Origin of the sequence: Halorubrum sp., from assembly GCF_046498025.1 — an archaeon.
In the GTDB taxonomy this organism is placed as follows: Archaea; Halobacteriota; Halobacteria; order Halobacteriales; family Haloferacaceae; genus Halorubrum.
Map to the genome: position 1 here is coordinate 21,095 of NZ_JAWOBM010000075.1, position 6,000 is coordinate 27,094.

The 6,000-nt window shown below is 65.4% G+C and carries 5 protein-coding genes and 1 tRNA gene; 2 read left to right on the forward strand and 4 right to left on the reverse strand.

Annotated elements, in window-relative coordinates:
- Window positions 1-296: 296 nt before the first annotated feature.
- The 3 genes from pepF to R6U01_RS13450 form a co-directional block, all read right to left on the reverse strand.
- Complete coding sequence (pepF, locus tag R6U01_RS13440; RefSeq protein WP_410286968.1) at window positions 297-2,096, reverse strand: oligoendopeptidase F; 1,800 nt, start codon at window positions 2,094-2,096, stop codon at window positions 297-299.
- 116 nt (window positions 2,097-2,212) lie between these two features.
- Window positions 2,213-2,686, reverse strand: coding sequence for a ribosomal protein S18-alanine N-acetyltransferase (rimI, locus tag R6U01_RS13445; RefSeq protein ID WP_410286969.1), 474 nt, complete (start codon window positions 2,684-2,686; stop codon window positions 2,213-2,215).
- Window positions 2,687-2,768: 82 nt separating this feature from the next.
- On the reverse strand, window positions 2,769-4,313 hold the full coding sequence (locus tag R6U01_RS13450; protein WP_410286970.1) for a PAS domain-containing protein: 1,545 nt from the start codon (window positions 4,311-4,313) through the stop codon (window positions 2,769-2,771).
- A 181-nt stretch (window positions 4,314-4,494) separates the two neighbouring features.
- Here R6U01_RS13450 and R6U01_RS13455 point away from each other — a divergent pair.
- Both R6U01_RS13455 and R6U01_RS13460 read left to right on the forward strand, forming a co-directional pair.
- Window positions 4,495-4,567, forward strand: a tRNA-Arg gene (locus R6U01_RS13455).
- A gap of 268 nt (window positions 4,568-4,835) precedes the next feature.
- Complete coding sequence (locus tag R6U01_RS13460) at window positions 4,836-5,417, forward strand: YIP1 family protein (RefSeq protein ID WP_138004593.1); 582 nt, start codon at window positions 4,836-4,838, stop codon at window positions 5,415-5,417.
- A gap of 181 nt (window positions 5,418-5,598) precedes the next feature.
- On the opposite strand, the gene R6U01_RS13465 is transcribed toward R6U01_RS13460, so the two are convergent.
- The coding region (locus R6U01_RS13465; RefSeq protein ID WP_410286971.1) for a hypothetical protein at window positions 5,599-6,000 on the reverse strand (402 nt) is incomplete at its 5' end.

A 6,000-nucleotide genomic window follows, 5' to 3' on the forward strand; every position in this document is an offset into this window, starting at 1 on the left:
TGAACACACCCAAAGCCCCAGCCGCGAGGACTCGCGCGACTCGTTGCGTTCCTCGGTCGCTCGCGCTGCTCGCTCCCTGCGGTACTTACATCGTCGTGCATCGTCCTCGCGGCTGCCCCTTTGAGTCCTCCCCATCCCGCACGGCACCGCGCCTCACACCTCCCCAGCCTCGCGGTTCGCGCTCTTCGAGCGCTCACCGCATCCCTCGCGCGCGCTCCTCGGCCGCGAGGCGGCCTCGCAGGCACGCGCCACCGCGAGCCACTTATAAAACAGAACGTCAGAACGAATTAACTGGACTACTCCAGGTCGAGCAACGTCGCGATCTCGTCGAGGTAGTCGTCGTAGATGCCGACGGCGGACTCGATCGGGTCCGGCGAGGCCATGTCGATGCCCGCGAGCTCGACGACCTCGAGCGGGTAATCGGAGCCGCCGGCCTTCAGCATCTCGCGGTAGTCGGCGGCGGCGGGCTCGCCCTCGTCGAGGACGCGTTCGACGATCGCGGCGGCGGCGGAGATACCGGTCGCGTACTGGTAGACGTAGAAATTGAAGTAGAAGTGCGGAATCCGCTCCCACTCGCGCTCGATGCCGCCGGTCAGTCCGGCGGGCGCGTAGTAGTCGCCCTTCAGATCGGCGTAGAGCTCGTCGAAGGCGTCGGGCGTGAGCGCGTCGCCGGCCTCCACGCGCTCGTGGATCCGCTGTTCGAACGTCGCGAACATCGTCTGCCGGAAGAGCGTGGAGCGGAAGCGCTCGAGGTACTCGTCGAGCACGTGGGTCCGCAGCTCGTCGTCCTCGACGGTGTCGAGCAGGTGGTGGGTCAAGAGCGTCTCGTTGACCGTGGAGGCGATCTCCGCAACGAAGATCTCGTAGCTCGCGTCGTGCCACGGCTGGGCGTCGCCGGCCAGCTCGGAGTGCATGGAGTGGCCGAGCTCGTGCGCCAGCGTGAACATCGAGGCGATGTCGTCCTGGTAGTTCATCATGATGTACGGCTGGGTGTCGTACGTGCCCGAGGAGAACGCGCCGGCGCGCTTCCCGCGGTTCTCGTACACGTCGACCCACCGGGAGTCGAGCCCCTCGGCCATCCGGTCCTGGTACGCCTCGCCGAGCGGCGCGACCGCGTCGGTCACCCACTCGACCGCTTGATCGTACGCGACGTCGGGGCCCTGGTTCCCCGTCAGCGACATGTAGAGGTCGTGGCTCTCGAGCCGGTCGACGCCGAGAGCCTCCTCTTTGAGCTTGGCGTGCCGATGGAGCACGTCGAGGTTGTCGTCGACGGCGTCGACGAGCGTGTCGTACACCTCGACGGGGACGTTCGAGCCGTCCAGCGCGGCCGCGCGGGCGCTGTCGTAGTCGCGGATCTCGGCGCTGGTCGCGTGCTCGCGAACGGCCTTTTCCAGGGAGGTGCCGACCGTGTTGCGGACGTCAGCCCACTGGTCGTAGAACGTCTCGTGCACGCGCCGCCGGAACTCGCGGTCCGGGTTCGTCTGAAGCTTCGTGAAGTTCGACTGCGTTATCTCCACCTCTTCGCCGTCGGGATCTTCGACGACGCCGTAGGTCATGTCGGCGTTCGTCAGCATCGAGTAGATCTCGCTCGGCGCGTCGGTGACCTCGGAGAGGTCGGCGAGCACCTCCTCGACCTCCGCGGAGCGCGTGTGTGCCTTCATCCGCAACACGTCGTCGAGGTAGTGCTCGTACGTCTCGAGCGCGGGCTCGCCGTCGAGGAACTCCTCGACCGCCGCCTCGGTGAGCGACTGCAGTTCGGGCTCGAGGTACGAGACCGCGCTCGACGCCTCGGAACGCAGCGAGGACGCCCGCGCCGACATCGCTTGGTACTCCTGGTTCCGCGTGTCCTCGGAGCTGCGGAGGCGGGCGTAGGTCATCACCTGCTGGAGCTCCCGGAAGATCTCCTCGCGGAGCTCGAGTAGCTCCAGCAGAGTCGCGGCGTCTTCGGTGGCGCGCCCCTCGTACGCGCGCAGCTCGTCGATACGGTCCGAGACCGTCTCGTAGGCCGCCTCCCACGCCTCGTCGTCCTCGTAGACGCTCTGGAGGTCCCACTTGTACGCCTCGGCGATCTCCGCTCGTTCGGGAACCGAACTCATACCGTTCGGTTCGCGCCCCGGGCACTAAGCCTTGTCAAAAGCGGAACTTCGCGGGGCGCCTTCGGACGGAGCGAACCGCGCGCCGAGGTCGAGGACGTCGAGCGATCCGCCGACGCTCACGCGCCGGTCGTCCACTCGGCGAGATCGACGACGAGGACGAGCGCGTCCTCGCCGTCGCGGTAGTAGTTCGAGACGCGTCGCACGGGCTCGAACCCCTCGTCCGCGTACAGCGACCTGGCGACCGCGTTGCTCTCGCGGACCTCGAGTCGCACGACGGCGACGCCGACGCCGCGGAGCCGCGCGAGCGCCGAGCGGAGGAGCCCCCGCCCGAGCCCCTCCCCTCTCGCCTCCGGGTGGACCGCGAGGTCCTTGACGTGGCCGATGTCGCGGCCGTGGTTGGGCATCGCGTCGGCGATGACGTAGCCGACGACCTCGCCCTCGCGCTCGGCCACGAGAAACGCGGGCTCGTCGAGCAGCCGCTCGAAGGCGTCGTACGGCCACGGGTCCGAGAAACACGCCCGTTCGATCCGCACCACCGAGAGGAGATCCGCGCGCTCGACGCGGCGGATCGTGACGTCGAGGGGAGTCACGGTCCGCTTTGGCGGTCGGGAGAAATAAACGCGACGGGACGGGACCGGAATCCGTCGCTCACCGCCGAGCGACTCCGGCGACTCAGCCGTCGATCCACGGCTCCGTGGCCGCGACCGCGTCGGGACCGGGTGCCGCCACGACGAAGCACGCGCCGCCGGGCCGCGAAATCCCTGACGGGAGCTCGACGTCGCTCGCGCCCGGACGGAGCTCGACCGTCCAGCCGTGGGCCTCGACGACCTCGCGGACGATGTCGAGCCCGTAGCCCGTCCCGTCGTCGCACGTGGTGAAGCCCGGCTCGAACACCTCCTCGCGGTGCGCCGGCTCGATCCCGGGACCGTCGTCAGCGACGAGGAGGCCCTCGTCGGTCGCGCTCACGACGATGGTGAGGTCCCCGCCGTCGGTCTCACAGGCGTGTTCGACCGCGTTGCGGAACAGGTTCTCCAGCGCCTGCCGCAGGCGTCCGCGGTCGGCGTGCACCCGGGCGTCGGCGCCGACGACGAGCGTCGCGTCGTCGCTCCCGGCTGTCGCCCACGCCTCGCGGACGACGCCGTTGAGGTCGAATTCGGTCGGCTCGTCGATCCCCGACCCCTGCCGGGCGAGCGTCAGCAGCTCGGACACGAGCCGGTCGATCCGGTCGACCGCGCGCTCGCCACGGGCCAGCGGAGCGGTGTCCTCTTTCAGCCGCGCCATCTCCATCGACGCGCGGATCACGGACAGCGGGTTCCGCAGGTCGTGGGAGACGATGCTCGCGAAGCGGTCGAGCCGCTCGTTACGGTCGGTGAGCCGGCGCTCGCGCGCCTTCCGCTCGCTCACGTCCCGGGAGTTGATCAGGAGCGTGCCGACCGCGAGGTCGTCCGGCAGCGACCGCGTCCGCGACTCCAACCAGACCCAGTCGCCGCCGGCGGTGCGGTACCGGTACTCCATGGTGGGCGCCGCCGCGGGGTCGGCAAGGGCGCGATAGAACCGCTCTGTCACGCGCTCGCGGTCGTCGGGGTGGACGTATCCGAGCGGCGACCGGCCGACGGTCGAACCCTGTTCGTAGCCGAGCACCTCCTCGACCGAGGGGCTCTCGTACCTGACCCGGCCGTCAGCGTCGACGACGGTGACGAGGTCGGTACCGTACTCGAGGAACTGGCGGTACCGCTCCGGGAAGGCCCGGTCGACGTCGACGCGGCGCGCGGTGACGACGCGTCCTCCGAACTCCGGGGCGAGCTTCTCGTCGACGACGGACTCGACCCAGACGTAGCCGCCGCTCGCGCGCCGGAGCCGGTGGGTGACGGTGCGCTCGGTCGCGAGCGCGGAGAGGGCGTCGGAGACGGGGTCACGGTCGTTCGGATGGACGTGATCCAGCAGGTCCTCGCCGAGCAGTGCCTCGCGCTCGACGCCGAGCACCGCCGGCACGGCTGGCCCGGCGAACAGCACCTCGCCGTCGACGGCGACCGCCGCGACGAAGCGGTCGGAGCCGCGGTCGACCGCGGTGGCCCGACTCGCGCCGTCGTCGTCAGCGGGCGAGCCCGAACCCGGTTCCGCGGCGGCGGCCGACCGCTCCGCCGGCGTCCGCCCGTCGTCTCCGCAGACGGAGTCGCGCCGCGAACCGGCGGATCGGTCGGTGGGACGAAGCGTCACGGTGAGTCTATCTCCTCTCCGAACTGTCGGGTATAAACCTGTCCGCCGAAGGTATCAGTCGGGATAATTTAGGGTGCGACCCCGAGACTGTGGGGGTATCGAGCTGCGACAGGCGTAGTGAACCGCGCCCGACACCCCGAGTCAGAAGCGTTAAACGCTCGCCGCGGATATCCCGTCGTGAGGGCGCGTAGCTCAGCGGACAGAGCACTTGGTTCCGGACCAAGATGCCGCGGGTTCAAATCCCGTCGCGCCCGTATCGTTCTAATCGCATGACAGCGTCGAGGTAGACGCCGTAATAGTGCGAGGCGCGTGCTTTCGTTCGATAGGTGATCGTCCACTGGTCCATCGGTGGGGTTCGCGTACATCCAAACTGGCGCACGGAGAGAAAATCAATCGCCGATTGACTCATTCCTCTCAGGTGATCGGAGAGAATATCCGAATTCTATCGAGATTCAATTATTGATACAGGATGGCTCTCTCTGACCAGTAGACTTTTGATCGCGCCGAAATGTATAATAATTGATGCCCTCCACGCCGTTATTCGGCCCTGGTGAGTTCTTCGCTCAACGCTCTCCGTCACTTGCCAGTGCTTCGATAATTTTACTGTTTACAGGTGTCGTCGCTGTTGCAAGTGCGGCACCGTATGTGGATCAAGTTACTTCGGTCGAAATCACGACAGAGACGCTCGTGATCTCGATTCTCCTCGGCGGTCTAATCGGTGCTGCTGGCATTTGGATTGTATCAACAGTCATCGTGTATCTTCTGACCGCAATCGTCGGTGGGAATGGTTCAATCACCCAAACTGCCGCGAATATCGGGTGGGCTTTACTCCCCCTCTTGTTCGTGAACACTATTTCGACGATCACCCTTTGGAGCGTAGCGTTCGCCGGAAATCCACCGTCAATGACAGTGACTCAGATGCAACTTCCGCCTTGGTTGCTTCTGTTCAATACTGTCGTTGGTCTCATCGGTTATGTTTGGGTTGGATATATTCTCACGTACGCCATCAAACATGCTCGAAATGTGGACATTCAACGCTCAGCTAGTGTCGCAGGGATCGTTGTCGCTATCCCCGTTCTCAACACGGTTATCAGTCTTTTTTGAGTGCTTCGGCTCTGCTGAAACCCTATATTGAGCGCGGTCGGGTCTGACTGTAGCACCAACTGATGGTTCGCCGACGCTGTTGAGCGCGCTGTTCAGCTCGAAGAGCTCGCGGACGACATTGCTGTCCGCGATTCGGTACCGACACGGTGACGTGTTCGGAACTTCCTCGATGAGTTCGATCTTAATTGATAACTGAGGGTCCATACTGAAGCACGAGACCGGGAAGGATTACGCCAACGAAGATGAGGGCCCCAACCAACACGGGAAACGGGAGCGTAGTGAACGTGCTCAATCCGAAGAAGAGTGCCATAGCAGTGAACACGAAAAACGAAATCACCGCGTTTTCTCGGGAGAAGAGCGGCTCACTCCGTATGATGATGGCCATCGAAACGGCCAGTAACACGAAAATCGCCGCCGCTGCAGCGTTGAATACCCGCATCGAATCGACTGCGAGCCCGTAATACAGCCCCACACCAGCGATCACGAACGCGATACCGAGAGCTGAAAGGCCAGCTAATACGATCGGTGACCGGCCGGTCTCGTCGTCGTTTGAGTTGGAGGGCATACACCTTGGTTGTCGTCC